The organism is Phytohabitans flavus (assembly GCF_011764545.1).
GTDB lineage: Bacteria > Actinomycetota > Actinomycetes > Mycobacteriales > Micromonosporaceae > Phytohabitans > Phytohabitans flavus.
Genome location: NZ_AP022870.1, coordinates 637,629 through 663,341, shown reverse-complemented (window position 1 = coordinate 663,341; position 25,713 = coordinate 637,629). Strand labels below are relative to the sequence as shown.

At 70.7% G+C, this 25,713-nt stretch carries 20 protein-coding genes and 3 pseudogenes; 4 read left to right on the top strand and 19 right to left on the bottom strand.

Annotated features, from left to right (window positions below):
• The first annotated feature begins 30 nt into the window (after positions 1 to 30).
• Positions 31 to 1,839 carry a serine/threonine-protein kinase gene (locus Pflav_RS02965; protein ID WP_173033573.1) on the top strand — a complete coding sequence of 603 codons (1,809 nt, stop codon included), beginning with the start codon at positions 31 to 33 and terminating at the stop codon, positions 1,837 to 1,839.
• A 51-nt stretch (positions 1,840 to 1,890) separates the two neighbouring features.
• Here Pflav_RS02965 and urtE read toward each other — a convergent pair whose 3' ends face one another.
• The 6 genes from urtE to Pflav_RS02935 form a co-directional block, all read right to left on the bottom strand.
• Positions 1,891 to 2,583, bottom strand: coding sequence for an urea ABC transporter ATP-binding subunit UrtE (gene urtE, locus Pflav_RS02960; protein ID WP_173033571.1), 693 nt, complete (start codon positions 2,581 to 2,583; stop codon positions 1,891 to 1,893).
• The gene (gene urtD / locus Pflav_RS02955) at positions 2,583 to 3,308 is read right to left on the bottom strand and encodes an urea ABC transporter ATP-binding protein UrtD (protein ID WP_173033569.1); all 726 of its coding nucleotides are present in this window, start codon (positions 3,306 to 3,308) and stop codon (positions 2,583 to 2,585) included. The genes urtE and urtD overlap by 1 nt, the downstream gene beginning before the upstream one ends.
• On the bottom strand, positions 3,305 to 4,402 hold the full coding sequence (gene urtC / locus Pflav_RS02950) for an urea ABC transporter permease subunit UrtC (protein ID WP_173033567.1): 1,098 nt from the start codon (positions 4,400 to 4,402) through the stop codon (positions 3,305 to 3,307). Before urtC ends, urtD begins: the two co-directional genes overlap by 4 nt.
• Positions 4,399 to 5,286 carry an urea ABC transporter permease subunit UrtB gene (gene urtB / locus Pflav_RS02945; RefSeq protein ID WP_173033565.1) on the bottom strand — a complete coding sequence of 296 codons (888 nt, stop codon included), beginning with the start codon at positions 5,284 to 5,286 and terminating at the stop codon, positions 4,399 to 4,401. The genes urtC and urtB overlap by 4 nt, the downstream gene beginning before the upstream one ends.
• Before the next feature lie 48 nt (positions 5,287 to 5,334).
• A complete protein-coding gene (gene urtA / locus Pflav_RS02940; RefSeq protein ID WP_232070953.1) occupies positions 5,335 to 6,540 on the bottom strand; it encodes an urea ABC transporter substrate-binding protein in 1,206 nt (401 codons plus the stop codon).
• 270 nt (positions 6,541 to 6,810) lie between these two features.
• Positions 6,811 to 7,878, bottom strand: coding sequence for a substrate-binding domain-containing protein (locus Pflav_RS02935; RefSeq protein WP_232070952.1), 1,068 nt, complete (start codon positions 7,876 to 7,878; stop codon positions 6,811 to 6,813).
• A 76-nt stretch (positions 7,879 to 7,954) separates the two neighbouring features.
• On the opposite strand from Pflav_RS02935, the gene Pflav_RS02930 reads away from it, so the two are divergent.
• Positions 7,955 to 8,401 (top strand): MarR family winged helix-turn-helix transcriptional regulator, encoded by a 447-nt coding sequence (locus tag Pflav_RS02930; RefSeq protein ID WP_173033559.1) that lies wholly within the window; start codon positions 7,955 to 7,957, stop codon positions 8,399 to 8,401.
• Here Pflav_RS02930 and hisS read toward each other — a convergent pair.
• Positions 8,363 to 9,711: pseudogene (gene hisS / locus Pflav_RS02925) on the bottom strand (histidine--tRNA ligase). The gene Pflav_RS02930 and the pseudogene hisS overlap by 39 nt on opposite strands.
• Positions 9,708 to 10,391 carry an MBL fold metallo-hydrolase gene (locus tag Pflav_RS02920; RefSeq protein WP_173033557.1) on the bottom strand — a complete coding sequence of 228 codons (684 nt, stop codon included), beginning with the start codon at positions 10,389 to 10,391 and terminating at the stop codon, positions 9,708 to 9,710. The pseudogene hisS and the gene Pflav_RS02920 overlap by 4 nt, the downstream one beginning before the upstream one ends.
• A gap of 192 nt (positions 10,392 to 10,583) precedes the next feature.
• Between Pflav_RS02920 and Pflav_RS02915 the strand changes: the two genes are divergently transcribed.
• Complete coding sequence (locus Pflav_RS02915; RefSeq protein WP_173033554.1) at positions 10,584 to 11,501, top strand: peptidylprolyl isomerase; 918 nt, start codon at positions 10,584 to 10,586, stop codon at positions 11,499 to 11,501.
• Positions 11,502 to 11,540: 39 nt separating this feature from the next.
• The gene (locus tag Pflav_RS02910) at positions 11,541 to 12,362 is read left to right on the top strand and encodes a peptidylprolyl isomerase (RefSeq protein ID WP_173033552.1); all 822 of its coding nucleotides are present in this window, start codon (positions 11,541 to 11,543) and stop codon (positions 12,360 to 12,362) included.
• 576 nt (positions 12,363 to 12,938) lie between these two features.
• Here Pflav_RS02910 and Pflav_RS02905 read toward each other — a convergent pair.
• The 11 genes and pseudogenes from Pflav_RS02905 to Pflav_RS02855 form a co-directional block, all read right to left on the bottom strand.
• On the bottom strand, positions 12,939 to 15,386 hold the full coding sequence (locus Pflav_RS02905; protein WP_415624303.1) for a RelA/SpoT family protein: 2,448 nt from the start codon (positions 15,384 to 15,386) through the stop codon (positions 12,939 to 12,941).
• A 191-nt stretch (positions 15,387 to 15,577) separates the two neighbouring features.
• A pseudogene (locus tag Pflav_RS02900) lies at positions 15,578 to 16,104 on the bottom strand (adenine phosphoribosyltransferase).
• Positions 16,105 to 16,187: 83 nt separating this feature from the next.
• Entirely contained in the window at positions 16,188 to 17,378 is a 1,191-nt protein-coding gene (secF, locus tag Pflav_RS02895) for a protein translocase subunit SecF (RefSeq protein ID WP_173033548.1), read from the bottom strand.
• A gap of 4 nt (positions 17,379 to 17,382) precedes the next feature.
• A pseudogene (gene secD / locus Pflav_RS02890) lies at positions 17,383 to 19,295 on the bottom strand (protein translocase subunit SecD).
• Positions 19,296 to 19,402: 107 nt separating this feature from the next.
• Positions 19,403 to 19,711, bottom strand: coding sequence for a preprotein translocase subunit YajC (yajC, locus tag Pflav_RS02885; protein WP_232072604.1), 309 nt, complete (start codon positions 19,709 to 19,711; stop codon positions 19,403 to 19,405).
• A gap of 202 nt (positions 19,712 to 19,913) precedes the next feature.
• Positions 19,914 to 20,969, bottom strand: a complete 1,056-nt coding sequence (gene ruvB / locus Pflav_RS02880) for a Holliday junction branch migration DNA helicase RuvB (RefSeq protein WP_173033546.1) — start codon at positions 20,967 to 20,969, stop codon at positions 19,914 to 19,916.
• A 39-nt stretch (positions 20,970 to 21,008) separates the two neighbouring features.
• Positions 21,009 to 21,611, bottom strand: coding sequence for a Holliday junction branch migration protein RuvA (gene ruvA, locus Pflav_RS02875; protein WP_173033544.1), 603 nt, complete (start codon positions 21,609 to 21,611; stop codon positions 21,009 to 21,011).
• Positions 21,608 to 22,132 carry a crossover junction endodeoxyribonuclease RuvC gene (gene ruvC, locus Pflav_RS02870; protein WP_173033542.1) on the bottom strand — a complete coding sequence of 175 codons (525 nt, stop codon included), beginning with the start codon at positions 22,130 to 22,132 and terminating at the stop codon, positions 21,608 to 21,610. Before ruvC ends, ruvA begins: the two co-directional genes overlap by 4 nt.
• Positions 22,133 to 22,284: 152 nt before the next feature.
• The gene (locus Pflav_RS02865) at positions 22,285 to 22,899 is read right to left on the bottom strand and encodes a TetR/AcrR family transcriptional regulator (RefSeq protein ID WP_173033540.1); all 615 of its coding nucleotides are present in this window, start codon (positions 22,897 to 22,899) and stop codon (positions 22,285 to 22,287) included.
• Positions 22,900 to 22,919: 20 nt separating this feature from the next.
• A complete protein-coding gene (locus Pflav_RS02860; RefSeq protein WP_173033538.1) occupies positions 22,920 to 24,491 on the bottom strand; it encodes an MFS transporter in 1,572 nt (523 codons plus the stop codon).
• A gap of 106 nt (positions 24,492 to 24,597) precedes the next feature.
• Positions 24,598 to 25,632, bottom strand: coding sequence for an aminotransferase class V-fold PLP-dependent enzyme (locus Pflav_RS02855; RefSeq protein WP_173033536.1), 1,035 nt, complete (start codon positions 25,630 to 25,632; stop codon positions 24,598 to 24,600).
• Positions 25,633 to 25,713: the final 81 nt, after the last annotated feature.

Here is a 25,713-nt window from a genome sequence, read left to right as displayed (position 1 = left end):
TCATGCTGCGGTAGCACGGGAGGATCACGCGTGGCGTCGTCGGGGCACGTCGTTGGGGGACGGTACCGGCTCGACTCGGTGCTGGGCGCTGGTGGCATGGGAGTGGTGTGGCGCGCGTTCGACGAGCGCCTCGCACGGTGGGTGGCGGTCAAGGAGATCCGCTTCGCACAGCCCATGACACCGGCGGAACGTGAAGAGGTCAAATACCGGGCGATGGTGGAGGCGCTGAGCGCCGGCCGCCTCGTCCATCCGAACGTCGTCGCGATCTACGACGCGGTGGATGACGGCGGCCAGCCGTGGGTGGTTATGCGGCTGGTCGAGGGTCGTTCGCTGCGGGAGATGGTGGCGCAAGACGGGCCGCTGGACGCCGTGGCGGCCGCCCAGCTCGGGCTGGGGCTGCTCGACGCGCTGGACGCGGCGCACGGGGCCGGGGTGGTGCACCGGGACGTCAAGCCGTCCAATGTGCTGATCGCCAACGGTCGCCCGCTGCTCACCGACTTCTCCATCGCCACGGTGGTCGGCGCGCCGGTCCCGCTGCGCGGTGCGGCGGTGATGGGCAGCCCGGGGTATGTGGCGCCGGAGCGGCTACAGGGGGACGAGGGCGGGGTGCCGGCCGACCTGTTCGGGCTGGGCGCGACGCTCTTCTACGCGGTGGAGGGCTACGGGCCGTTCGCCCGCGAGGACGCGATGGCCTGCCTCATCGCCACGGTCTGCGACCCGCACCCCCGCCCGGTGCGGGGCATGGCGCTCGCCGCGGTGATCGACGGCCTGCTGACCAAGGACGTGGCCGACCGCATGGACTCGTCCGCCGTCCGTACCGCGCTGCTCGCGGCCGCTCGCCCGAGGACCCGAGGGGTGTACCGGGTGCCGCTCACATCCCGGCGCGCCTACACGGGCCACCGGGACGTGGCGGTCCTGGCTGATCGGCCAGATGCGCGCCTGGTCGGTACGGCCGTGGCGAGCTCGCCGGAGTCGACCACTCCCCCGGCCGGCCGGGATGGCCGGCGCAGCCGCCCGGCCCGCCGGCGCCGGGTCACCATCCTCACGGCGAGCGCCGCGCTGCTCGTGCCCGTGGCGGCCACGCTCGCCAGCGCGGCCGGCGGCCCGAACAGCGGCGGCCTGGCCGGGCGTGCGGACGCCGCGGTACGACCGGCGCCACCCGGCGCCGATCCCTCCGCCGTCCCGCAGGCCGGCGCGCGGGCGCTCGGCATCCCCGGGGTGCTGCTCCCGCCCACCTCCTCGGACGGCCCGCTGTCGCCACTGGCCACCGACCGGCCCGCGGGCGGCGGCGGCGTGGTCACACAGCCCGTCTCCGGCACCACCCGCCCGGCCGGCGGCGGTGCGAGCACGCCCGGCACCGCCCCGGCGACCGAGCCGAGCGGCGGTGGCGGCGGGGAGACCGGCGGCACGACGCCCCCGCCCGAACCCCCGGCGGTCACCGGGCTGACGGTCGCGGTCTCGGTCGACCCGGACGCGTGTACGTACTCGGCCTCGGCGCTGGTCACCGTCTCCGCGCCGACGACGGTCACCTACCGCGTGACCTGGTCGGACGGGGCGAGCGGCACGGCGAGCACCGACTTCACGTCACCCGGCGGCGGCACGCTGGACGTGCCGACGTCAGTACCGCACGGCGCCGGCCACGTCTGGGTCGAGGTCGAGGTACTCGCGCCGACGGCGGTCAGCCAGCGCGGCGGCGGCGAGCTGCCGGCGTCCTGCTCCCCGACCATCCCGTCCGACAAGCCCGACCCGGTCCCACCGGCCGAGCAGAACACGCCGTCCGGCGACGACCCCCGCCCGACTCTCAGCCAGTCCGACCTGCCAGGGTCGACGACCACATAGCCGCTCCACTCACGCGGGCGCGCCGTATCTTTCGGCGCGCCCGCGCCGTGCCTAGACCGCCAGCGCCTGCCGTACGTCCCGTTCGGCTTCCTGCCCGCCCGAGCCGGACGACGTGACGCGGCCGGACTCCAGCACGTAGTAACGCTCCGCGGCCCGCAGCGCGAACCCCACATGCTGCTCCACCAGCAGCACCGACAGCCCGCCCCGCCGGGTCAGCGACAGGATGGTCTCCTGGATCTCCGCGACCACCGACGGCTGGATGCCCTCGGTCGGCTCGTCGAGCAGCAGCAGCCGGGGTGCGGTGATCAGCGCCCGCGCGATCGCCAGCTGCTGCCGCTGCCCGCCGGAGAGCAGCCCGGCCCGCCGCCCCATCAGGCCGCGCAGCGCCGGGAAGAGCTCCAGCGCCTCGGCCATCGCCGCCTTCCCGTTGGGCCGGGAGTCGGCGATGAGCTGGAGGTTTTCCGCGGTGGTGAGGTGCGGGAAGGACTGCTGGCCCTGCGGCACGTATGCCATGCCGCGCGCCACCCGCTCGTGCGGCGCCAGCCGGGTCACGTCCTCGCCGGACAGGAGCACCCGGCCGGTACGCGGCTTGAGCAGCCCGATCGCCGCCCGCAGCAGCGTGCTCTTGCCGGCGCCGTTGTGCCCCATCACCGCGGCCACGCCGTCCTCGGGCACGGAGAGCGAGACGCCGTGCAGCACCAGGCTGCGGCCGTAGCCGACCTGGACCCCGTCGATCTCCAACATCACGACACCCCCAGGTACACCTGCTGTACCGCCGGATCCGCCTGTACCTGCGCGACCGAGCCCTCACTGAGCACCTTGCCGGCGTGCAGCACCGTCACCGTGTTGGCGAAGCTGCGCATGAAGTCCATGTCGTGCTCGATCACCACCACCGTGCGGTCGGCGCTCACCACCCGCAGCAGCGCGCCGGTCGCGTCCCGCTCGTCGTGGCTCATGCCGGCGACCGGCTCGTCGAGCAGCAGGAGCTTCACGTCCTGGACGAGCAGCATGCCGATCTCCAGCCACTGCTTCTGCCCGTGCGCGAGCGCGCCCGCCGGCTTGTCGCGCAGGCCGGCCAACCCGATCGTCTCCAGCGCCTCCTCGACGGACACCGGCACGGAACGGCGGCGGCGCAACAAGGTCAGCGCGCCCCGGCCCGCACCGGCCGCGATGTCGAGGTTTTGCAGGACGGTCAGCTCCTCGAACACCGTCGCGGTCTGGAAGGTGCGTCCCACGCCCATCCGCGCGATCCGGTGCACCGGCCGCCCCAGCAGCTCGTCGTCGCCGAAGCGCACCGAGCCGGTGGCCTTCACGAGCCCGGTCACCGCGTCGACGAGCGTGGTCTTGCCGGCGCCGTTGGGCCCGATCAGGAACCGGATGTCCCCCGGCGCCACCTCGAGGTCCACGCCGTCCACGGCGGCGAACCCGTCGAACACCACCCGCAGGTCACGCACCACCAGGCCACTCATGCCCGCACCTCCTGGGGTGAGACCACCGGCGCCGGCGACACCGGCGCCGGATCAGGTGGCGGACGTCGCCGGCGGACCATCCGCACCAGCGACGCGAGGCCGCCCGGCAGGAACGCCACGACCAGCACGAACAACAACCCTTGGAGGTACGTCCACGCGGCCGGGAACTCCTCGGACAGCGCCGTCTTGGCCCAGGCCACGGCGACCGCGCCGAGTACCGGTCCGAGCAGCGTGGCCCGGCCGCCGACCGCGACCCCGATCACGAACTCGATCGACGGCACGATCCCGATCAGCGCCGGGTTGATGATGCCGACCGCCGGTACGAACAGCGCGCCCGCGAGCCCGGCCATGCCGGCGGCGGCCACGTACGCGACGAGCTTGACGTTCGCCGGGTTGTACCCGAGGAAGCGCACCCGCTCCTCGCTGTCCCGTACCGCCACCAGCAGCTCGCCGTACCGCGACAGCATCAGCTGCCGCGCGATCGCCAGCAGCAGGAGCAGTACGCCCGCGACGATGAAGTACACCATCCGCTGGTTGACCGGGTCGTCCAGGTCGTACCCGAAGAAGCCCTGGAAGTCGGTGAGCCCGTTGGTCCCGCCGGTGGTGCCCTGCTGTCCGATCAGGAGGATCACCATCGCGGCGGCGAGCGCCTGGCTGAGGATCGCGAAGTACGCGCCGCGCACCCGCCGCCGGAAGACGAGCGACCCGAGCAGGAACGCGACGAGCATCGGCAGCAGCACGGTGGCCGGCAGAGCAAACCACGGGCTGGCGAACGGCCGCCACCACCACGGCAGCGCGTCGAGCTGCCCGTACAGCTGCATGAAGTCGGGCATCTCACCGGGACCCGCGTCCGCGAGCTTCATGTGCATGGCCATCGCGTAGCCACCCAGCCCGAAGAACACGCCCTGGCCGAGCGTGAGCAGCCCGCCCCGGCCCCAGGCCAGGCCGATGCCGACGGCGACCATCGCCAGGCACAGGTACTTGGCGAGCAGGCTCAGCCGGAAGTCGGAGAGCGCGACCGGCGCCACCGCGAAGAGGAGGACGGCCCCGACGGCGAACCCGACGCCGGCCCGCCACGAGTAACGAGCAGTCATGCCAAGCTCCGCGTGCGCAGCGTGAACAGCCCCTGCGGCCGCCACTGGAGGAAGGCCACGATCGCCACGAAGACGAGCACCTTCGCGACGCTGACCGTGGTGGAGTACTCGACGAGCGACTGGAGCGTGCCCAGCGCGAACGCCACGATCACGCTGCCCTTGAGGTGTCCGATGCCGCCGGCCACCACGACCAGGAACGCGTCGACGATGACGTTGGTACCCATGGTCGGGCCGATCGGCCCGAGCAGGGTGAGCGCGACGCCGGCCACGCCGGCCAGCCCCGAGCCGATGAAGAACGTGAGCCGGTCGACCCGCCCGGTCGCGATGCCGGAGACGGCGGCGAGGTCACGGTTTTGCACGACGGCCCGGATCCGCCGGCCCAGAGACGTGTACCGGAGGGCGACGGTGAGCGCCACGACGGCTGCCAGGGCGAGCGTGAGGATGAAGAGCCGGTTGTTGCTGAGTACCAGATCGTCTGTGATCTTGATGTTGCCGGTGAGGAAGTCGGGCGCGCGGGTCTGCACGTTCGGCGCGCCGAAGATGTCCCGGGCCAGCTGCTGGAGGATCAGCGACACGCCCCACGTGACGAGCAGCGTGTCCAGCGGCCGCGCGTAGAGCCGCCGGATGAGCAGCACCTCCAGCAGCACGCCCATCAGCCCGGCCACCGCGAACGCGAGCGGCAACGCGACGAACAGCGACCACCCGGCGTCGGTGATCACCTTCTGGAGGACGTACACGGTGTAGGCGCCGGCCATGATGAACTCGCCGTGCGCCATGTTGATGACGCCCATCTGGCCGAACGTGAGCGACAGGCCGAGCGCGATGAGCAGCAGCACCGCACCGATGCTGACGCCGGTGAAGAGCTGGCTGACGATGACGGTCATGGCGGACCTCCGCGGTGGGGGCGCCCGCCCGGAGGCGGGCGCCCGACGTCAGCTGAGCCCGGCAGCCCACGGGTAGCCCTTGAGGTACGGGTCCGGCTTCACAGGCTGGCCGGAGTTCCACACCTCGGTGATCAGGCCGTCGGGGCCGACCTTGCCGATCCGCGCGGTCTTGTAGATGTGCTGCGTCGCGCCGTCGACCGTGACCAGGCCCTCGGGCGCGTCGAAGGTCACCCCGTCGGAGGCCGCCTTGACCTTGTCGACCTCGAAGCCGCCGGCCTTCTCGACCATGGCCTTCCACAGGTACACCGACACGTACGCGGCCTCCATCGGGTCGCTGGTCGGCTTGTCCTGCCCGTACTTCGCCTTGTACGCCTTCACGAACTTGTCGTTCGCCGCGCCGGGGGTGGTCTGGTAGTAGTTCCAGGCGGTGAGCTGGCCGTCGAGGTACTGCGTGCCGATGCTCTTGACCTCTTCCTCGGCGATCGACACGGACACCACCGGCATCGAGGCGGCGGTGAGCCCGGCCGACTTGTACTCCTTGAAGAAGGCCACGTTGCTGTCACCGTTGAGCGTATTGAAGACCGCCGAAGCCTTGGACGCCTTGACCTTGTTGACGATCGTGCCGAACTCGGTCGAGCCGAGCGGTGCGTACTCCTCGCCCAGCACGGTCATCCCGTTCGCCTGGACATAGGCTTTGATGATCTTGTTGGCCGTACGCGGGAAGACGTAGTCGCTGCCCACCAGGTAGACGGAGGTCTTGCCCTGCGACTTGAGGTACTCCAGGCCCGGCACGATCTGCTGGTTGGTGGTGGCGCCGGTGTAGAAGATGTACGGCGACTGTTCGAGGCCCTCGTACTGCACCGGGTAGAAGAGCAGCGCCTTGTTCTCCTCGAAGACCGGCTTGACCGCCTTGCGGCTCGCCGAGGTCCAGCAGCCGAAGACCGCGGCGACCTTGTCCTCCCTGATGAGCTTCTCGGCCTTCTCCGCGAACGTGGGCCAGTCCGAGGCGCCGTCCTCGCTGATCGGCTCGATCTTCTTGCCGAGCACACCGCCGGACGCGTTGATCTCCTCCACCGCGAGCTTGATGGAGTCGCGCACGGTGACCTCACTGATCGCCATCGTGCCGGAAAGGGAGTTGAGCAGGCCGACCTTGACGGTGTCGCCGGACGTGTCCGCGACCGCGCCGCCCACCGACTCGTTCTCACCGGTCTTGCTGCCACAGGCGCTCAGCGCGAGTATCGCCGCGAGGGGCAACAGGGCACCTTTCCAGCGCCCACGAATATCCAACATCAGAACCTCCGCACCAGGGGATTCGGCGCCACGACACCGGGGGCCGGAATGGCAGGGTCAGCGTCTGCTCGCATCATTGCGGAGATATTTCCCGGCCCTTAAGAGCCTGTTTCTGAGATAGCACTTCCCCTGCATAAAAAAATGCCCGCACAAAGGTCTCCCCGACCTTTGCACAGGCGATTAACTATTGGCGATACTTCCCACAGGAAGTATCACGTACGTCCGTCCACAGCGTCAAGAGGTGAGCTCGGCGACCACGTTGAAGTCGAGCGCGTCCGCCTCCGCCAGGTAGATCCGCTGCCGCAGGTGGCGGTCGCGCAGCCACACCCGACCGCGCGGCCCCTCATAGGACACCGACTCGGCGTTCGCCCCGATCGCCCGCACGTCGAGCGTGCCGGCCTGCCCGATCAGCGCGGCGAGCAGCCGCACCCCCTCGTAGCAGGACTCACCGAGGCTGCCCAGCGGCGGTGCCTCCACGCCGAACCGCCGCGCGTACCGCCCGTGGAAGTCGATGTTTTCCCGCGTTACCAGCCCGGCGAAGAACCCGGCGGTGCTGTACAGGCCGGTGGTGGCGCGGGGTCCGCTGGCGATCAGCATGTTCTCGTCCATGAGCGTGGACAGGCGCAGGCAGCGGGCGTCCAGGTTGGACCGGGCGAAGGCGCGGTTGAACCGCACCGCGTCGCTGCCCACCAGCAGCATCACGACCGCGTCCGCACCGGTCTGCTCGATGCGCCGCAGCACGTCGCGGTACTCGTGGGTGCCGAGCGGCAGGTACGTCTCGCCGGTCACCCACCCGCCACAGTCGACCGCGTACCGCTGGGCCTTGCGGGCGGTGCGGCGCGGCCACACGTAGTCGTTGCCCACCACGTACCACCGGCGCACCCGGCGCTCCCGCGCGAGCAGGCGCATGGCCGGAAGCAGCTGGTCGGCCGGGGTCTCGCTGGTCATGAAGACGCCCTCGGTGCGCTCGCCGCCCTCGTACAGCGCGGTGTACACATAGGGCACCAGCTGCGCGATCCGGGGCGCGAGCGCCTGCCGCACCGACGAGATGTGCCAGCCGGTGACCCCGTCGACCGCGCCCATCCGCACCAGCGACTCGACCTCGGCGGCGACCCGCTCCGGCGGCGCGCCGCCGTCGACCGGCACCAGCCGCAGCTCGCGGCCGAGCACGCCGCCCGCCTCGTTGATCTCCTCGGCCGCCAGCCGCGCGCACAGCTCGCAGGTCGGCCCGAAGATGCCGGCGGGTCCGCGCATCGGGTAGACCAGCGCGACGTTCACCGCCGCACTGTCGACAATCGACATGGTCCGCATGATTCCCGGCACGAGGCCCCGAAACCAGAGCCTGACGGGAGCTGCGGCCGATCTGTAGCATGGGCCGATGCAAGGTCTCCCGGTGCGGCCGGAAGCTCTCGCCTCGGAAGATGTCGTGCTCCTCGTCACCCGCGCCGAGCGGCTGCTTTCCCGCCGGCTGCGCGAGGTGCTCGACGCGCACGGCCGGTCCCTCGACGAGTGGCGCGTGCTCTCGATCCTCGCCGACGGCGCCGGCCACCCGATGACCGAGGTGTCGGAGCTCGCGTTCCTCCCGCCGGGCTCGCTCACCAAGCTCGTCGACCACCTCGCCGACGAAAACCTCGTCTACCGCCGCATCGACGCTATGGACCGGCGGCGCATCCGCGCCTACATAACCCCGCGCGGCCGCACGACCCACGAGCGCCTCACCCGCGCCGTGCGCGCCGTTTGGGGCGAGCTTGCCATCGGGTACGAGGACAGTGGCCGCCTGACCGACCTACTGCGACTGCTGGTCGGGGCCCTTCAGCACCGTTGACCGCAGGTCCGCCTCCGGCGGGCTCCACGCGGCGGCGTCGGCCTCGACCTGGTCACCGGAGCGGATGTCCTTGACCGTGTCGGCCTCCCCCTGCCCGCCGGGGAACCACACGAACGGGATGCCACGCCGCTCGGCGAAGCGGATCTGCTTGCCGTACTTGGCCGCGCTCGGCGCCACCTCGGTCGCGATCCCCCGCCGGCGCAGCGCCGCCGCGATCCGGTCGCACTCGCCGCGCCGCTCCTCGGCGGGCAGCGCCACGAGCACGCAGGTGGGGACCGACCGGCTCGCGGAGAGCGCGCCCGCACCGAAGAGCAGCCCGAGCATCCGGGTGACGCCGATCGAGATGCCGACGCCCGGAAAGCGGTCGCTGCCGGCGCTGGCCAGATTGTCGTACCGGCCGCCGGAGCAGATCGAGCCGAACTTCTCGTACCCGACCATCTGCGTCTCGTAGACGGTGCCGGTGTAGTAGTCCAGCCCGCGCGCGATCTTGAGGTCGGCGACGCAGAGCCCGGGCGCGTACTCGGCGGCGACCTCGACCACCCGCACCAGCTCGTCGAGGCCCTCGTCGAGCAGCGGGTCCGTGACGCCCAGCGCCCGGACCTGGTCCGCGAAGGACGCGTCCGGGGCGGAGATCTCGGCGAGGCGCAGGCAGGCGGCGGCCTGCTTGTCGTCCGCGCCGGCGGTCTCCATCAGCAGCGCGGCGACCTTTTCCGGACCGATCTTGTCCAGCTTGTCGACGGCCCGCAGCGCGGCCTCGGGGTCGGTCAGGCCGATGCCCCGGTAGAAGCCCTCGCACACCTTGCGGTTGTTGACCTGGATCCGGACGGGCGGGATCGGAAGCGACCCGAGCGCGTCACCGATGACCAGCGGGATCTCGGCCTCGTAGTGCGGCGGCAGCGTGTCGCGGTCAACGATGTCTATGTCCGCCTGGAGGAACTCCCGGTAGCGCCCTTCCTGCGGCCGCTCCCCCGCCACACCTTCTGGATCTGGTACCGCCGGAAGGGGAAGACCAGCTTCCCGGCGTTCTCAAGGACGAACCGGGCGAACGGCACGGTCAGGTCGAAGTGCAGCCCCAGCGCGTCGTCCTCGGTGCCGTCCTCGGCCGCCTGGAGCCGCCGCAGGACGTACACCTCCTTCGAGGTCTCGCCCTTGCGCAGCAGCTGGTCGAGCGGCTCGACGGCGCGCGTCTCGAGCGGGGCGAACCCGTACAGCTCGAAGGTGCGGCGGATGTGGTCGATCACGTACTGCTCGATCATCCGCTGCGACGGGAGCCACTCGGGGAAGCCGGAGATCGGCGTGGGCTTGCTCATGAAACGGTTCCAGCCTCAGCGACTTGTAGAAGGTACGGGTTGGTGGCGCGCTCGCGCCCGATCGTGGTCGCCGGCCCGTGGCCGGGCAGCACGACGGTCTCGTCGGCGAGCGGCAGGATCTTGTCACGCAGGCTCGCGATCATCGCGTCCATGCTGCCGCCGGGCAGGTCGACACGGCCGACCGAGCCGGCGAAGAGCACGTCGCCGGAGAGGCAGACCTCGACCGACTCCGGACCCGGCACCCGGAAGAGCACGGACCCGCGGGTGTGGCCCGGCGCGTGGTCGATCGTGAACTCCAGGCCCGCGACGCTGACCACCGCGCCGTCGGTCAGCTCGGCGACGTCGTCCGGCTCGCTCCACTCGAGGCCGCCCAGCAGCATGCGCGGGTCGACCGAGTTGATCGCCTTGCTCGGGTCCTCGAGCAGCTCGCGGTCGTCTGGATGGATGTACGCCGGGATGCCCCGCGCGCCGCACACCGGGGTCACCGAGAACGTGTGGTCGAGGTGCCCATGCGTCAGCAGGACCGCCGCCGGATGCAGCCGGTGCTCCTCGATCAGCGCGTTGAGCCGGTCGATCACCCCGATGCCGGGATCGACCACCACACACTGCTCACCCGGCCCGGTTGCGACAACGTAACAGTTGGTGCCGAACACGTCCGCCGGGAAACCCTTCACCAACATGTTCACAAGCCTATCGGTGTTGACGGAAACCGATTGGGAACGGGCGACCTCACCCAACACTTTCCCAGGTGATACCCGTACACTCTGGCGGGCGTTGTGTGGCGTGCGCTACACAGTTTCGGGCACTGGGCGTGTCGCGGTGCCGTGCGTCGCGAATGGGCGGCGTTGACAGAGTGAGGAAGGGGAGCGCGGGTGGCTTCCAGCAAGACTCGGCAGCGCAAGCTGGCCCGGGCCAAGTACGACCGGCAGATGGCGCGCAAGGCGGCGCATACCCGTCGCAAGCGGCGCGTCCAGGCCGGCGTCGGCGCGGCGGTAGCGCTCGCCCTGATCGTGGTCGGCACCGTGTGGGTCCTGGGCGGATTCGACTCCGACCCGGCCGACACCGCCGCCCCCGACATCTGCACCTGGACCACCCAGGACGCCGCCAACAACCCCAACCTCAAGGACGTCGGCCAGCCGCCCACCAAGGACCTGCCGACCACCGGCACGCGGCCGATGACCATCACGACCGACCAGGGCGCGCCGATCACCGTCTCGCTCGACGTGGCCGGCGCCCCGTGTGCGAGCACGAGCTTCGCCCACCTGGCGGGCAACGGCTTCTACGACAACACCAAGTGCACCGAGATCACCGCGGACGGCGCGCTCCGCTGCGGCGACGCGGGCGGCACCGGCACGGGTGGCCCGACGTACTCTTTCTACAACGAGAACGTCCCGTCGGCTCCCGAGCCCTCGCCCAGCCCCGGCACCCAGCAGCCGCCGCTGTACCCGAAGGGCACGGTGGCGCTGATCGGTAGCCCGCCGGGCACCAACGGCAGCCAGTTCCTGATCTTCTTCAAGGACTTCAGCCCGACCGAGTCCCCGTCCTACCCGATCGTCGGCCGGGTCACGGCGGGCTTGGACGTGGTGGAGACGATCGGCAAGATCAAGACTCTGGACAACGGCTCGGGCCAGATCGTCAAGCCGGAAAAGGACGTCACGATCCAGAGCTTGACGGTCGGCGAGATGGACCCGGTGTCGCCCGAGCCGTCCGCACCCGCCTCTGGCGCGCCGTCCGGTTCGCCCGAGGCCACGCCGCCGCCGACCCCCGCGGCGACGGCCAGCCAGTCCTGAGAAGCTTAGGTACGAGCACCCACCCCAGGAGGAAAGACCGTGACGTCCACAAGGGAGCGGCAGCGCGCCGCGGCGCGCGCCAAGCTCGAAAGGGAGATGGCGGAGCGCGCCGCCTCGGCCAAAAAGCGCCGCCAGTGGCAGGTGAGCATCGGCGCGGGGGTCGCGGTGCTGGTGCTCGTCGCCGGCGTGGTGCTGGTGGTCAGCCTCACCGGTGACGACGACACCGCCACTCCGGCCGCCGAGGGCTCGGGCGCCCCGGTGAGCTGCGCGTGGACCGAGGTGCCCAAGGAGCAGCGCTCCCCGGCGACCAAGGACGTGGGGGTCCCGCCGACCACCACGCCGCCCAACACCGGCACCAAGACGATGGCCGTCGACACCAACTTCGGCAAGATCAACATCAACATGGACCTGTCGAAGTCCCCGTGCGCGGCCGAGAGCTTCTCGTTCCTGTCGAGCAAGAAGTTCTTCGACGGCACCAAGTGCCACCGCATGTTCCCCGGCATGCTCCAGTGCGGCGACCCGAGCGCCAAGGGCAAGGGCTACCGCGAGAGCGACGGCAGCGGCGGCCCGTCGTACCGGTACGCGAACGAGTACCTGCCGACCAGCGAGCGCCCGGCCTACCCCGCCGGCGTGGTGGCGCTGGCCAACAGCGGCCCCGACTCCAACGGCAGCCAGTTCTTCTTCATCTACCAGGACGTCGAGCTCTCGCCCGACTACACCGTGATCGGCAAGGTCGACCAGGCCGGCCTCGACGTCATCAAGAAGGCCACCGAGAAGGGCCACGACGGCGCCTTCGACCCCAGCCCGGGCGGCGGCCACCCCAAGAACGACATCAACCTCAACACCGTGACCGTCTCCTGACGGCCAGTCCAAGCAACACACGTGGCGGGTGCCTTCGGGCACCCGCCACGCCGCTTTCCAGCCCCCGAGCCCCTGCGGCCCACGGACCCATTGGCGCGCCTTCGGGGAACCCTGTGGTCGCTAAGGAAGTCGGGCTACCGCGACGCCCGTGGTGGTCCGGACCGTCGCTCCCGCGGCCTCACCCTCCGCGTTTGGGCAAGCCCACCCCCAGGTTGTGGTCGGCCGACCGCGACCTTCACTGCCAGGTCCACGCCCCGGCCCAACCGCTACAACAGGCCGCCGTCTGGCAGATCGTGGTATCGAACTGCCCCTCTGGAGGCCGTTCGATACCACGATCTCTCGTGCACACCAGCCGGTCCGCGCGGTCGCTGCGGGATCAGCGGCGCACCCATTCCCTACGGGAAGCGGCCCGTGTCCGCCGGCGGGTCGGCGGGCGGGTAGTGACGTGCTGGGCGCAGCATGGGGTAACCGCAACACCACGCGGAGGGTGAGGCCGCGGGAGCAGCGGTCTGGACCACCGCGGACGTCGCGGTAGCTCAATCTCCTTTAATAGACCCGCCCGAGGGCGAAGGAGCGTCAGGCGCCCGATGTGACGCGGTAGGCGTCGAAGACGCCGTCGACCTTGCGTACCGCGGCCAGCAGGTGGCCGAGGTGCTTGGGGTCGGCCATCTCGAACGAGAAGCGGCTCACCGCCACCCGGTCGCGGGTCGTGGTGACCGTCGCCGAGAGGATGTTGACGCGCTCGTCGGAGAGCACCCTGGTGACGTCGGCGAGCAGCTTGTGCCGGTCGAGGGCCTCGACCTGGATCGCCACCAGGAACGTGGAGGCCGACGTCGGCTTCCAGGTCACCTCGACGAGCCGGTCGGTCTGCGCCTTGAGGTCCTCGGCATTGGCACAGTCGTCGCGGTGGACGCTGATGCCGCCAGAGCGGGTCACGAAGCCGAACACCGCGTCGCCCGGTACCGGCGTGCAGCAGCGGGCCAGCTTGATCCAGACGTCGCTCACGCCACGGACCACCACGCCCGGGTCTTGGACGGTCTGGCGGGCCCTCGGCGGCCGGGTGGCGACGGCGGTCTCGGCGATGTCCTCGACCGCGCCCTCCTCGCCGCCGTAGCCGGCGACCAGGCGCTGCACCACCGACTGGGCCGAGACCTGGCTCTCCCCCACCGCCGCGTACAGCGAGGCCACGTCGGGCAGGTGCAGGTCGCGGGCGATCGCCATCAGCGCTTCGGTGGTGAGCATCCGGGTCAGCGGAAGGCCCTGCCGGCGCATCGCCTTGACGATCGACTCCTTGCCGGCCTCGATCGCCTCCTCGCGCCGCTCCTTGTTGAAGTACTGCCGGATCTTCGTCCGCGCGCGGGGGCTCTTGACGAAGCCGAGCCAGTCCTGCGAGGGGCCGGCCGTCTCCGACTTGGACGTGAAGATCTCGATCACGTCGCCGTTGGACAGCGTCGACTCCAGCGGCACAAGCTTGCCGTTGACCCGAGCGCCGATGCACTTGTGCCCGACCTCGGTGTGCACCGCATACGCGAAGTCGACCGGCGTCGAGCCCGTCGGCAGCGGGATCACGTCGCCCTTGGGCGTAAAGACATACACCTCCTGGCTGGAGAGGTCGAACCGCAGCGCGTCCAGGAACTCGCTCGGGTCGGCCGCCTCCCGCTGCCAGTCGAGCAGCTGCCGCAGCCACGTCATCTCGTCGATGTGGGCCGGCGGCCCGACGATCGTGGCGCCCTTCTGCTCCTTGTACTTCCAGTGCGCGGCGATGCCGAACTCCGCCGTGCGGTGCATGCCCAGCGTGCGGATCTGCATCTCCACCGGCTTGCCGGTCGGGCCGATCACGGTGGTGTGCAGCGACTGGTACATGTTGAACTTCGGCATCGCGATGTAGTCCTTGAACCGGCCCGGCACCGGCTGCCAGTTGGCGTGGATGACCCCCAACGCCGCGTAGCAGTCGCGCACCGTGTCGACCAGGATCCGGACGCCGATCAGGTCGTAGATGTCGTTGAAGTCGCGACCCCGCACGATCATCTTCTGGTAGATCGAGTACAGGTGCTTGGGCCGCCCGGTCACCTCAGCCTTGATCTTCGCGGCCTTGAGGTCCAGCTGCACCTTCTGCGTCACCTGGCGCAGCAGCGTGTCCCGCTGCGGCTGGTGCTCGCCGATCAGCCGGTTGATCTCCTCGAACCGCTTCGGGAACAGCGTGCCGAACGCGAGGTCCTCAAGCTCCCACTTGATCGTATTCATGCCCAGGCGGTGGGCCAGCGGGGCGAGGATCTCCAGCGTCTCCTTGGCCTTCTGCTCCTGCTTGGGGCGCGGGAGGAAGGTGAGCGTACGCATGTTGTGCAGGCGGTCGGCGAGCTTGATGACCAGCACGCGCGGGTCCTTGGCCATCGCGACGACCATCTTGCGGATCGTCTCGGCCTTGGCCGCGTCGCCGAGCTTGACCTTGTCGAGCTTGGTCACGCCGTCGACCAGCAGCGCCACCTCGCCGCCGAAGTCGACCCGCATGTCGTCGAGGTTGTAGTCGGTGTCCTCGATCGTGTCGTGCAGCAGCGCGGCCACCAGCGTGGTGGTGTCCATGCCTAGGTTGGCCAGGATCGTGGCCACGGCGAGCGGGTGCGTGATGTACGGGTCGCCGGACTTGCGGTACTGCCCCGAGTGCCAGCGGGCGGCCACGTCGAAGGCGCGCTGCAGCAGCCGCGCGTCCGCCTTGGGGTGGCACGCGCGGTGCGTGGCGATCAGCGGCTCCAGCACCTCGCTGACCTGCGGGGTCTGCCAGGGCGCGTTGAAGCGGGCCAGCCGTGCCCGCACTCGGCGACCGGTCGGCGCGCCGGCCCAACCCGACGTGGTCGTCGGCTCGGTCGGCTCGTCGTCGTGGTCGTCATAGGTGGCGGCCTCCACCGGAGGAAAAGGCACGACTACGCCAGCGCCCTCCGTGCCGCCATTGACGGCCGCGGTAGGTGCGCTGCTGGCAGCTGTCGCCGCCTCCTCCTGAGCGGGCTGCGCCTCGCCAGTCGGATGCACGCTGCCCTCCACTGAATGGGCGACGTCCTGAGACACCGGCCTCCTCACCCTCGCCGGGGAATGACACCGACCGTATCCGGCCGGCGCCACAACCGCTACCCACGCCACACCGTTCCTGGCCGGTCGCGGAAGGCAATCCTACCCGTCAGACCAGCCAAGAGACCCATTCAGGCACCCGGCCAAACCGCCTCTTAGACGGTCAGGAGCGCATGAACCTCGCGTGGTGCCAACCGCTCTCGGGCTGGCAAGAAAGACAACTCCAACAACACGGTGAACCCGGCGACTGTTCCCCCGGCGCGCTCCACGAGGTCGAGCGTGGTGGCGGCGGTACCGCCTGTAGCCAACACGTCGTCGACCACCAGCACCCGCTCCCCCGGTGCGAAGGCGTCCGTGTGCACCTCCAGCGCGGCCTCGCCGTACTCAAGCTCGTACGAGGCGCGGTGCGTCGCGCGGGGCAGCTTGCCCGCCTTGCGCACCGGCACCACGCCGACGCCGGTGGCGTACGCGATGGCGGCGGCGATCACGAAACCGCGCGCCTCGATGCCGGCCACCACGTCGAACGAGCTTGCCCGTAGTGGGCCACGATCCCGTCGACGACCTCGCGGAACGCCGGCCCGTCCGAGAACAGCGGGGTCAGGTCCTTGAAGAGGATGCCCTGCTTGGGAAAGTCCGGGACATCGACGATGTGGCTCGCCACGATCTCCGCGAGGTCAGACAACGCGCGCTCCTTCGGTCATGGTCGAGGGGCGCCCCGCGAGCCGATCTTCCCGACTCCGGAACGCCCCTCGGACAGCTGGTTCGTCAGTGACGCTTGCCGCCACGCGGCCGGCTACCGGATCGACCGCCCCGGTTGCCGGACGGTCGCTTGGCGGCCGGCCGGGCACCCACCTTCGGCGCTGCCCCGGCCAAGGCGGCCAGCTCGGCGTCGTCGCGCGGCTCGGCGGCCGGCGCCGGCTGCTTCGGCGAACGCGGTGCCTTCGGCGCGACGTCGCCGCGGGCGATCGCCGCGCGGCGGGCCAGCACCCGCTGGGTGTGCGCCTGGTACTTCGGCTCGAAGCGCTTCAGCGTGGTCAGCACCGGCGTCGCGAAGAAGATCGACGAGTACACCGCGATGCCCATACCCACGAAGAGCACCAGGCCGAGGTCGCGGAGCGTACCCGCGCCGAGCAGACCGGCACCGATGAAGAGCAGACCACCGACGGGCAGCAGCGCGACGAGGCCGGTGTTGATCGACCGCATCAGCGTCTGGTTGACCGCGAGGTTGGCCGCCTCCTCGTACGTCTGCGTGCTGCTCGCCGTGATGCCTCGGGTGTTCTCCTGGACCTTGTCGAACACCACCACCACGTCGTACAGCGCGAAGCCGAGGATCGTGAGGAAACCGATGATCGTCGACGGGGTGATCTCGAAGCCGACCAGCGAATACACGCCGGCGGTGAGCACCAGGTCGAACAGGAGCGAGGAGACCGCGGCGGCGGCCATCCGCCACTCGAACCGGACGATCAGGTACAGCATCACGACCGCGATGAAGATGAGCAGGCCGAGCACCGCTCGCTCGGTCACCTGCGCACCCCACGCGCCGCTCACCCGGCTGTTGCTGATCTCGCTGGCCGGGATGCCGAACGCCTCGACGAGATGCTGCTTGACCGCCTCGGACTGCTCCGGCTCCATCTCCGACGTACGGATGAGGTAGGTACCCTCACCGCCGCCGACCTGCTGGGTGGAGGCCACACGCAGCGGCTCGCCGGCCGGGTTGGGCGCCGAGGCGAGCGCCTCCTCGACCGTCTCCTCCGCGTGCTGGAGCGTCCCCACCGAGGCCGGCACCTGGAACTCGTTGCCGCCGGAGAACTCGATGCCCAGCGTGAAGCCGCGCACGACGAAGCTGGCCAACGCGATCAGCACGGCCACTGCCGCGACGGTGAACCAGATCTTGCGCTTGGCGACGATGTTGAGGTCGGCTTCGCCCTTGTAAAGCCGGGTAGCGATACCGCTCATGGCGTCACGCCTCCTTCACGCGCGGGTTGCGGGGCTTGGCCGGCTGGTCGGTGGGGTCCTTCTCCAGAACCCGTCCAAGACCGCTGACCCGCGGCGAGAGGAACGCGCGGGTCGACGCGAACATCGCCATGATCGGATGCCGGAAGAGGAACACGACCACGAGGTCGAGCACGGTCGCGAGGCCGAGGGCGAACGCGAAGCCCTTCACCGTGCCGACCGACACGATGTAGAGGACCACGGCCGCCATGAGCGTGATCGCGTTGGCCGAGATGATCGTGCGGCGGGCACGGGCCCACGCGCGCGGCACCGCGCTGCGCGGACTTCGACCCTCGCGTATCTCGTCCTTGAGGCGCTCGAAGTAGATGACGAACGAGTCCGCCGCCACACCGAGCGACACGATGAAGCCCGCGATTCCGGCGAGGTTGAGCGTGTACCCGATGTTCCGGCCCAGCACGATCAGCGCGCCGAACACCAGCAGGCCGGACAGGACCAGGCTCAGGAAGATCACCGTGCCGAGCAGGCGGTAGTAGAAGAACGAGTAGATGATGACCAGCAGCATGCCGATGCCCGCGGCGAGGAGGCCGGCCTTCAGGTGCTCGGTGCCGAGCGTCGCGGAGACGTTCTGCACCTCGTTCTGGGTGAAGGTCAGCGGCAGCGCGCCGTAGCGGAGCTTGCCGGCGAGCTCGTTGGCCGTCTTGGAGTTGAAGCTGCCGGTGATCTGCGAGTCGCCGGTCAGCACGCCCTGGATCTCCGGCGAGGAGATCACCTCGTTGTCGAGCACCACGGCGACGCGGCACTTGCCCTGGTCGCCGAGCGCGGAGGCGTCGCAGGCACCGCCCGTGTTCTCGTACGCCTCGCGGGTCAGCGCGGTCCACTTCTTCTGGCCGTCGCCGGTGAAGTCGAGCGAGACGACCCAGTCGCCGCCCTGCTGGTCGAGCACGCCGCTGGCGTCCGAGACGTCGGTACCGAGCACCTTCGCCACGTCGAGGAAGAGCTTCTGCGAGACCTCACAGGAGACCGCCTGCTTGTCCGCCGCCTGGATCGAGCCCGCCGGGCGGCTGTCGAGCTGGGCGCAGCTGATCGACGGCACGTTGTACTGCATCTTGGGGTCGAGGACCGCCACCTCGCGCGCGTCGAGCTTGCTGAACCCCTCGAACTGCTGCGCGGCCGCCGGGTTGGTGCTCAGGTCCGGCGGAGCCTCCAGCGCGCTCGCCGCGGCCCAGGCCGCGTCGCCGACCTTCGCCTTGGCGTCGGCCAGGAGCTGCTCCGGGGTACGGGTCGTGTCCCCGCTCGGCGCGGCGTTGCCGGTCTCGCTCGGTGCGGGGGTGCCGGTGGCACTCGGCGTGGGCGCCGGCGTCGCCGTGGCGGACGCCGAGGGAGCCGGCGCGCCGCCACCCTGACCGCCGCCGGTCGCCGAAGCACCCGGGGTCGGCGTGGCCGCCGCGCCCGTGGCGGACGGCGTGGCCCCGGGGTGCCGGACGGCGCCGCGCTCGCGGTGGGGGCCGGCGGGATCGCCCCCATGTCGGCTGTGGCCTTGATGACCTTGCGGAACCGCAGCTCGGCCGCCTGCCCGAGGTTGGCCAGAGCGTCATCGCTCTCGCCGGCCAGCGAGACCACGATGTTCTTGTCGCCCTCGGTCACCACCTCGGCCTCGGAGACGCCGTAGGCGTTCGCCCGGCTCTCGATGATCTGGCGGGCCTCTTCGAGCTGGTCGGCCTGGGGTGCCTGGCCGTCCGCCGTGGTGGCCGTGTAGGTCACCCGGCTGCCGCCGATGAGGTCGAGGCCGAGCTTGGGCTCCAGCCGATCCCTGATACTGCCGCTACCGCCGAGGAAGACCAGGAGGTAGAGGACGACGAAGAGCAGGCCGAGTACTGCCAGCTGCCGCCCTGGGCGCATCTGTCCCTGAGGTGGTGCCACGGCTTCGGGTCTCCTGTGCGGTGTCGATGTGTACCGACCGGGCGCGCCGGCGGCTTGTGGGCAGGGTCGAACGGGCGATGTGGGGGCGCCGCCCGCTCAGCGGGGGATCAGTCCTTGGCGTCGGCCTCGTCGACGACCTTCTCGGCCGCCGGGACGTCCTGCGGCTCGCCGCCGCTCACGACACGGGCGATGGCGGGGCGGGCGTAGCGGTTGTGCACGCCGGGCGCGACCTCGAGCGTGACCGTCTCGTCGTCGACGTTCACCACGTGGCCGTAGAGGCCGCCGATCGTCACCACCTCGGCACCGGGGCCCAGGCTCGACTGCATGTGCTCCGCCTCGCGACGGCGCTTCTGCTGCGGGCGGATCATCATGAAGTACATGACGCCGAACAGCAGGACGATCATGAGGATCGGCATGAAGCTGCCGGCGCCGCCGCCGGAGTTTGCCGCCAGATACACGATAGATGACCTTCCAAGTGGACCCACTCCCGGCGCGGGGGCACCGGAGCGCAGGCATGAACTCACGTCCTGTACGGACCGCGGCGAAGTCTAATCCCTGTCCCTGTGAACACCGAACTTGGCACAGATCACGTTCAGATCACGGGATATCCAGGGTTGACTATGGCTCGGCCGAAAACAGGTCGGGTGTCGGATTGACACCTGAGCCGAACGTACCATTTGGCGGACTTATTCCTAGGTGACGCCAAGCGGCTTCGGTAGCGACGCGACCACGGGGCGTACGCGCTAGCAGTCCTGCACGCACCAGGAACGGCTCGCACACCTCCTCCACGGTGTCGGGCTGCTCCCCGACCGCGACCGCGAGCGTGGAGAGCCCCACCGGCCCGCCCCGGAACGACTCCACCAGCGCGGTCAGCACCGCCCGGTCGAGCCGGTCGAGGCCGAGGCCGTCCACGTCGTACACCTGGAGGGCCGCCCGGGCCGTCTCCAGGTTGACCACGCCGTCGGCCCGGACCTCGGCGAAGTCCCGCACCCGGCGCAGCAGCCGGTTGGCGATCCGCGGCGTGCCCCGCGACCGCCCGGCGATCTCGACGGCACCCTCCTCGGTGATCGGCACCCCGAGGATGCGCGCCGACCTGTGCAGCAGCGTGCGCAGGTCGTCCGCGGAGTAGAAGTCGAGGTGCGCGACGAAGCCGAACCTGTCGCGCATCGGCCCGGTCAGCAACCCCGACCGCGTGGTGGCGCCGACCAGCGTGAACGGCTCGACGTCGAGCGGGATTGCGGTGGCCCCCGGGCCCTTGCCGACCACCACGTCGACCCGGAAGTCCTCCATGGCGCTGTAGAGCAGCTCCTCGGCCGGCTTCGCGATCCGGTGGATCTCGTCGATGAAGAGCACGTCCCCCTCGACGAGGCTGGTCACGATCGCGGCCAGGTCACCGGAACGCTCGATCGCCGGCCCGCTCGTCACCCGGATCCCCACGCCCAGCTCGGCCGCCACGATGTTGGCCAGGGTCGTCTTACCCAAGCCGGGCGGCCCGGACAGCAGGATGTGGTCGGGCGGGGTGCCGCGGCCCATCGCGCCGCGCAGCAGCAGGTCGAGCTGGTCGCGTACGCGATGCTGGGCGATGAAGTCGGCCAGGCGCTTCGGGCGGACGCTGACCTCGGCGTCGTGTTCGGCGTCGCTGGCGTAGGCCGAGACGATCCCTTCGGCTTCCATGCGCTCAGCCTTCCCGGCCGGCGGCGCGGCCGCACGAGGTCATCGGGTCTTACCGAGCAGGCGGATGGCCTGCTTGAGCAGTACGGGCACCGGCGGCGTGGTGCCGTCGACGGTCTCCGCCACCGCGGCCACCGCCTGGTCGGCCTGTGACGCGGTCCAGCCGAGCCCGACAAGGCCCTGCCGTACCTGCTCCTGCCAGGCGCCGACGAGCACGCCGGCGGTCTCGTCGGTGCCCACCGCGACCGGGCCGATGCGGTCGCGCAGCTCCAGGACCAGCCGCTCGGCGCCCTTCTTGCCGATGCCCGGCACGCGGGTCAGCGTCGCGGTGTCGGCGGTGGCGATCGCCCGCCGGACCGTCTCCGGGGAGTGCACGGCCAGCACCGCCTGCGCCAGCCTGGGCCCGACGCCGCTGGCGGTCTGTAGCAGCTCGAAGAGCAGCTTCTCCTCGTCGTCGGCGAAGCCGTACAGGGTGAGCGAGTCCTCCCGCACGACGAGGCTTGTGGCGAGCCGGGCCTCGGCGCCCAGCCGCAGCCCGGCGAGCGTGCCGGGCGCACACTGCACGGCGAGGCCGACCCCGCCCACCTCGATCACGGCGCCGTCGGGCGAGACCGCGGCGACCCTCCCCCGCACGCTGGCGATCATCTATTTCCTCCCCGGTGGCGGGACGCGGCGGCCGCCAGCTTTGAACGCGTACCGCCGCGCCAGATGTGACAGATGGCCAGCGCGAGGGCGTCGGCGGCGTCCGCCGGGCGGGGTGGCGCGTCCAGCTTGAGCAGGCGGGTCACCATCGACGTGACCTGTGCCTTGTCCGCCTGGCCCGACCCGGTGATGGCCGCCTTGACCTCGCTCGGCGTGTATGTGCTGACCGGCAGCCCGGCCCGCGCACCGGCGAGGACCGCGACCGCGCTGGCCTGCGCGGTGCCCATCACGGTGCGTACGTTGTGCTGGCTGAACACCCGCTCCACCGCCACGCTGCGCGGCTGGTGCTCGGCGACGAGCTCGGCCAGCGAGCGGTCGAGGTGGAGCAGGCGCAGGGCGAGGTCGTCACCGGGGTCGGTGTAGATCACGTAGTACGCCACCAGGGTGCACGGCCGGCCGGGCACGCCCTCCACGACGCCGACCCCGCACCGGGTCAGCCCCGGGTCGACGCCGAGCACGCGCACGCGCGACCCCCTCCCGCTACCGACCACGTACGTGTGTTCGACACACTAGCGGGTGCGCGGCGCGGCCCGGCGAAGACACACGGGCCGCGCCGGCGGCGCCGGGCGTAAGGCCGCATACAACACCGGTATGCGACCTTGCGCCCGACCTAGGCTCAGGGCCGCGGGGCCAGGCCGGCCAGCACCGTGTCGACGACCCGCTCGGGCAGGTCCGTCTCGTCGATGTCGGGGTTCCACTTGAAGATCTTCTGCAGGAGCACTGGCCCGGTGAGCAGCAGCGTAGCCAGCTCGACGTCGAGGTCGGCCCGGAGCTCGCCGGTCTGCACGCCGCGGCGCAGCACCTCGCGGGTCAGCTCCCGCCGGGGCTGCACGATCTCCTGGTAGACCGCGTACTGCTCGGGGCTGCGGTGCACCTCCGGCACCAGGCACGGCATGATCTTGGACGCGCGAGGGTCGGGGTTGCGCCCCACACCGCGCGCCAGGATCAGCAGGTCCTCGCGGACCGACTCCCCCTTGGGCGTCGACGGCTGCCCCTTGAGCCTGCGGATCGCGTCGACCAGCAGCGCCTGCTTGCCCGACCACCGCCGGTAGATGGTGGCCTTGCCCACGCCCGCCTTGGCCGCGATCGCCTCGATGGACAGCGACTCGATCGTGCTGCCCTCGGCGAGCAGATCGAGCACCGCCTCCATGATCGCCTCGTCCGCGCGGGTGCTCCGCGGCCGCCCAGGCGACCGCGGAGCACTCTCGACGGCAGTACTTTCCGTGCTCATAGCATGCATCCTCGCCGATCCTAGGACGCAGGTGCCAATTCCGGCTCGGTGGCGTGTGCCTCGGCCGCCCGCGGCTCCTCCGCCGCCTTGCCCGGCATCCACCGCACCACCATGAGCACACCGAGCGCGGCGACGATCGCACCGATCCCGGCGGTCCAGTGCATGGCGGTCACGAAGGCCTCGTTGGCCGCGTTGATCACCGCGCCACCGGCCGGGCCGAGCCGCTCGGCCGCGCCGTACGCCCCGGAGATCGACTCCCGCACCGCGTCTCCGGCCGGGCCGGGAAGCGCCTCGGCGGCGCTGCCCACCTGGTCGCGGTAGACGCCGGCCAGCACCGAGCCGAGGATGGCGACGCCGAGCGCGCCGGCCACCTGGCGGACGGTGTTGGAGACCGCCGAGCCGACGCCGGCCTTCTCCCGGGGCAGCGACGACATGATCGACTCCATCGCCGGCGGCATGATGTTGGCCATACCGATGCCCTGGATGAAGAAGAGCCCCAACACCACCCAGATCGGCGTGTCCACACCCAGGAAGGCGAAACCGCCCATCCCGATCGCGGTGAGGGCCAGGCCGACCGCGGAGACGGTCTTGGCGCCGTACCGCTTGACCATCGTCGCGCTGCGCGGTGCGAAGGCCATCTGCGCCACCGCGAACGGCAGCATCATCAGGCCGGTCTCCAGCGGGCTGAAGCCGCGTACCAGCTGGATGTAGAAGGCGCTGAAGAAGAACACGCCCATGGCGGCGAAGAACACCAGGCCGATCAGCGCCACCGGAGCCGCGAACTGCGGCACCTTGAAGAGGCGAACGTCCAGGGACGGGAACTCGATGCGGCGCTCGTACGCCACGAAGGCCGCGAGGACCGCGAGGCCACCCAGGATGCCCGCCCAGACGATCGGCCGGCCGAAGCCGTGCTCGCCACCGTCGATGATGCCGTACGACAGGGCGACGAGGCCCACGACGGACAGCAGTACGCCGACGATGTCGATCTTTCCTGGGCGCGGGTCGCGCGACTCGGGCACCATCACGGCGACCGCGATGAGGCCGGCCACGACGACGGGCACGTTGATCAGGAAGACCGAGCCCCACCAGAAGTTCTCCAGCAGAGCGCCGCCCAGGATCGGGCCGATCGCGATCGCGAGGCCGACCGAGCCGGACCAGATCGCGATGGCGCGGGCGCGCTCACGCGGGTCGAAGACGTTCGAGATGATCGACAGTGTTACCGGCATGATCGCCGCGCCGCCGAGCCCCATCAGCGCGCGGGCCCAGATCAGCTGGTCGGCGGACTGCGCGTACGCGGACAGCAGCGATGCCACCCCGAAGATCGCGAGTCCGATGCTCAGCATGCGCTTGCGACCGAACCGGTCGCCGAGCACGCCGGCGGTGAAGAGGAGGCCGGCGAAGACCAGCGTGTACGAGTTGATCGACCACTCCAGCTCTCCCTGGCTGGCCCCGAGACCGTGCACTGGGTCGGCGAGCGTACGCAACGCGACATTGAGCACGGTGTTGTCGAGGACCACCACGAGGAGGCTGACGACGAGGACACCCAGGATGGCCCAGCGCCTGGGGTGTCCGGTGTTGACTTGCGGTTGCACCTTGACGTGCTCCCCCCGATACGGAACGGTCTCGTATTTCTACTCAGCAGACGTTACGCCGCGTCAAAGCGATACGGAACCGTCTCGTATCTAAAAGTGGGGGCCGTCACACGAGCGCGTCGAGGGCCATGTCGACGTCCGCCTCCGTGGAATACACGTGGAAGGATGCCCGCACCCGGCCAGCCCTAACCGCCGCGCGGACACCTGCCTTACGCAGGCGTTCCTCGGCGCCCGGCACGTCGACGGTCACGATCGCGCTGGCGCCCGGCGGGCGGCCGAGCCCGGCGAGGAAGCGGTTGGCCAGAGCGATGTTGTGCGCGCCGATCTCGGCCACGCCGATCCGCTCGATCAGCTCCAGCGACGGCACCGCACCCACACAGCTGAACCACGCCGGCGAGATGTCGAACCGCCGCGCGTCCGACGCCAGCCGCAGCGGCGGCCCGTAGTACGAGGCGTGCACGTCCTCCCCCGCGAACCACCCGGCCTGCGAAGGCGTGAGCCGTTTGCGCAGCTCTGGGGCGAGATAGGCGAAGGTGAGGCCGCGCGGCCCCATCAGCCACTTGTACGTGGATGCGGCCACCGCGTCCGCCTGCCCGGCGTCGAACGGCACCCACCCGCAGCCCTGCGTCGCGTCCACCACGACGAGGGCACCGTGTGCGCGGGCGGCGGCCACGATCTCGTCGTACGCGGCGACCGTGCCGTCCGACGACTGCACCAGGCTGAACGCGACAAGGTCGGTGTCCGCGTCGACCGCGCCGGCCAGCTTGTCGGCGGGCACGGTGCGGACCCGCACACCCCGCGCCTCCTGGGCCAGCCACGGGAAGAGGTTCGAGGTGAACTCGATCTCCGGCACCAGCACCCGCGCCCCGTCCGGCAGGGCGGCGGCGACGGGCGCGAGCACCTGGGACACCGTCGCGCCCGCGGCCACGTCGGTGGCGGGCACGGCCATGATCCGGGCGATGGCTTCGCGGGCCAGGCCGGTCGCGTTACCCCACCCTTCCCAGGAGGTACGGCCGGCGCGCCAGTCGCCCAGCGCCTGCTGCAACGCCTCCCACGACGGGCGGGGCGGGAGCCCGTAGCTCGCGGTGTTGAGCCAGCCCGGCTCGGCATCCCACAACCCCTGCGCCTCCACAAGATCCATACCGTCCAGGCTAGAGAGCCTTCGGGCTCGGGTTCAGATCCGATTTGGTCGAGGTGGCTATTTTCCCCGGTCCGCGTCAGT

Excerpts from the sequence above, each read along its gene's own strand:
- urtE (WP_173033571.1), bottom strand. The coding sequence starts at position 2,583 with ATGTTGGAGATCGACGGGGTCCAGGTCGGCTACGGCCGCAGCCTGGTG.
- urtD (WP_173033569.1), bottom strand. The coding sequence starts at position 3,308 with ATGAGTGGCCTGGTGGTGCGTGACCTGCGGGTGGTGTTCGACGGGTTC.
- urtC (WP_173033567.1), bottom strand. The coding sequence starts at position 4,402 with ATGACTGCTCGTTACTCGTGGCGGGCCGGCGTCGGGTTCGCCGTCGGG.
- urtB (WP_173033565.1), bottom strand. The coding sequence starts at position 5,286 with ATGACCGTCATCGTCAGCCAGCTCTTCACCGGCGTCAGCATCGGTGCG.
- Pflav_RS02935 (WP_232070952.1), bottom strand. The coding sequence starts at position 7,878 with ATGTCGATTGTCGACAGTGCGGCGGTGAACGTCGCGCTGGTCTACCCG.
- Pflav_RS02930 (WP_173033559.1), top strand. The coding sequence starts at position 7,955 with ATGCAAGGTCTCCCGGTGCGGCCGGAAGCTCTCGCCTCGGAAGATGTC.
- Pflav_RS02920 (WP_173033557.1), bottom strand. The coding sequence starts at position 10,391 with ATGTTGGTGAAGGGTTTCCCGGCGGACGTGTTCGGCACCAACTGTTAC.
- secF (WP_173033548.1), bottom strand. The coding sequence starts at position 17,378 with ATGAGCGGTATCGCTACCCGGCTTTACAAGGGCGAAGCCGACCTCAAC.
- yajC (WP_232072604.1), bottom strand. The coding sequence starts at position 19,711 with ATGCCGATCCTCATGATCGTCCTGCTGTTCGGCGTCATGTACTTCATG.
- ruvB (WP_173033546.1), bottom strand. The coding sequence starts at position 20,969 with ATGGAAGCCGAAGGGATCGTCTCGGCCTACGCCAGCGACGCCGAACAC.
- ruvA (WP_173033544.1), bottom strand. The coding sequence starts at position 21,611 with ATGATCGCCAGCGTGCGGGGGAGGGTCGCCGCGGTCTCGCCCGACGGC.
- Pflav_RS02865 (WP_173033540.1), bottom strand. The coding sequence starts at position 22,899 with ATGAGCACGGAAAGTACTGCCGTCGAGAGTGCTCCGCGGTCGCCTGGG.
- Pflav_RS02855 (WP_173033536.1), bottom strand. The coding sequence starts at position 25,632 with ATGGATCTTGTGGAGGCGCAGGGGTTGTGGGATGCCGAGCCGGGCTGG.